This is a genomic window from Acidisphaera sp. L21 (assembly GCF_009765685.1).
In the GTDB taxonomy this organism is placed as follows: Bacteria; Pseudomonadota; Alphaproteobacteria; order Acetobacterales; family Acetobacteraceae; genus LMUY01.
On the sequence record NZ_LMUY01000161.1, the window covers coordinates 778 to 2,219 of the forward strand.

A 1,442-nucleotide genomic window follows, 5' to 3' on the forward strand; every position below is an offset into this window, starting at 1 on the left:
GAGGTCGCAATCGCTGAACCCCCAGCCGCCACCTCGACCATCGTCGCCTGCGCCAACGCCGCTTCCGCATCGGCCGCAAGCCCGATCATAGTGGCCACCCGCATCCCGACCTCCACCAAATCCGCCAACGCCGCCCGAAACGATGCGGGCGCGCAGGCAGTCTCATGGGAAGGGGCGGGGATCGGGGTCGGGGTCATGGCCCCTGGCAAGAACCACACGCCCAGCCCGGGTTTCAAGCAGCATCAAGGCCCGTCTGGCCTTCGACAGGATCACGCGATCGTCCGAACCCTTCAGCCGGTGCTGAGATCGAGCCGTTCATTTATTTGACATACCAGTAGCTCAAATTGTAAGGTCACGTCCTCGGCGTCAGCCGCCGGTCATCATCCTCAACTGCGGAGTGTCCCATGCCTGTCGTCACCTTCACCGTCCGCCGCGGCCTCAGCGCTTCCGAGAAAACCACTTTGTCGCAAGCCATGTTGGAAGCTCAGGTGGCGGCCGGGTTCGCGAAAAACGACCTCTTCCATCGATTCCTCGAAGTGGCGCCGGGCGATCTCTTGGTGGACGCCCGCTACCCCGCCTACGAGGCGGATCGGACGGAGCGGTTCGTCCTGGTCGAAGTGATCATCTCTGCAGACAGGCCACCTGCCGTCGCGAAAACGATGGCCGATGAAGCGGTCAGATTGCTCGGCGAGCGACTGGGCCTGGCACCGCAGGACATCCTGTTCTTGTTCCAAGGCAATGACCCGACATCGCCACGTTTCCCGGGACAGTCGAATGGTGGGCCGGGTCATGCCTAAGGCGTCGAAGCGCGATCAACTCGTCGAAGCGACAAAGGACCTTCTCTGGGAGGTGGGGTACGAGGCCATGTCGCCTCGTGATATCCAGGAGAGGAGCGATGCCAGGCCTGGAAGCCTGTATCACCACTTCACATCGAAACTCGCGATCGCCGAGGCGGCGCTCGACGAAGCCGCAGCCGAGGACATTGCAGGTCTTGAACAGGTTTTCTCGCAGAGCGCGCCGCCGCTAGAAATTGTCCGGAACTATCTCCTCCTCAAGCGCGAGGCCTTCCGCGGCTGCCGTTTCGGACGGTTGGTCCATGAAGCCTCGATCGAACACGAACAACTCCGGCGGCCCGTCGCGGCTTACTTCGATGCAGTGCGCACCCACCTCGCGCGATGTCTCAAGCAGGCGCAATCGGACGAAACGCTCTCTGCGGGTATCGACCCTGAAAGTTTGGCAGTCTCGCTGATTGCTTTGATCCAGGGCGGCTACGTCATCGCTCGATCGTTCAAGGACGAGGCTTTGTTCAGCCAGGCCATAGAAGGCGCTTTGGCCTTGCTCGCCGCGGCCTCTCGTCCCAACCGTGCGTCGAACAGTTCCAGAGCTTCGGCGCAGAAGTCTTGCAGACCGTGTGAAATCTGCTCCGTAACGGATTCCGGCTC

Annotated in this window: 3 protein-coding genes; 2 read left to right on the top strand and 1 reads right to left on the bottom strand. The window is 61.9% G+C overall.

Going from position 1 to position 1,442, the window contains the following annotated elements; genetic code table 11:
* Nucleotides 1-197 (bottom strand): hypothetical protein (locus tag GSQ76_RS30750; RefSeq protein ID WP_158747886.1); only part of this gene is annotated, 197 nt, incomplete at its 3' end.
* Between the two features lie 207 nt (nucleotides 198-404).
* Between GSQ76_RS30750 and GSQ76_RS30755 the strand changes: the two genes are divergently transcribed.
* Nucleotides 405-797: a tautomerase family protein gene (locus GSQ76_RS30755; protein WP_158747887.1), complete on the top strand. Its 393-nt coding sequence runs from the start codon at nucleotides 405-407 to the stop codon at nucleotides 795-797.
* On the top strand, nucleotides 790-1,442 hold a 653-nt coding region (locus tag GSQ76_RS30760; protein ID WP_158747888.1), incomplete at its 3' end, for a TetR/AcrR family transcriptional regulator. The genes GSQ76_RS30755 and GSQ76_RS30760, both read left to right, overlap by 8 nt.

Excerpts from the sequence above, each read along its gene's own strand:
- GSQ76_RS30755 (WP_158747887.1), top strand. The coding sequence starts at position 405 with ATGCCTGTCGTCACCTTCACCGTCCGCCGCGGCCTCAGCGCTTCCGAG.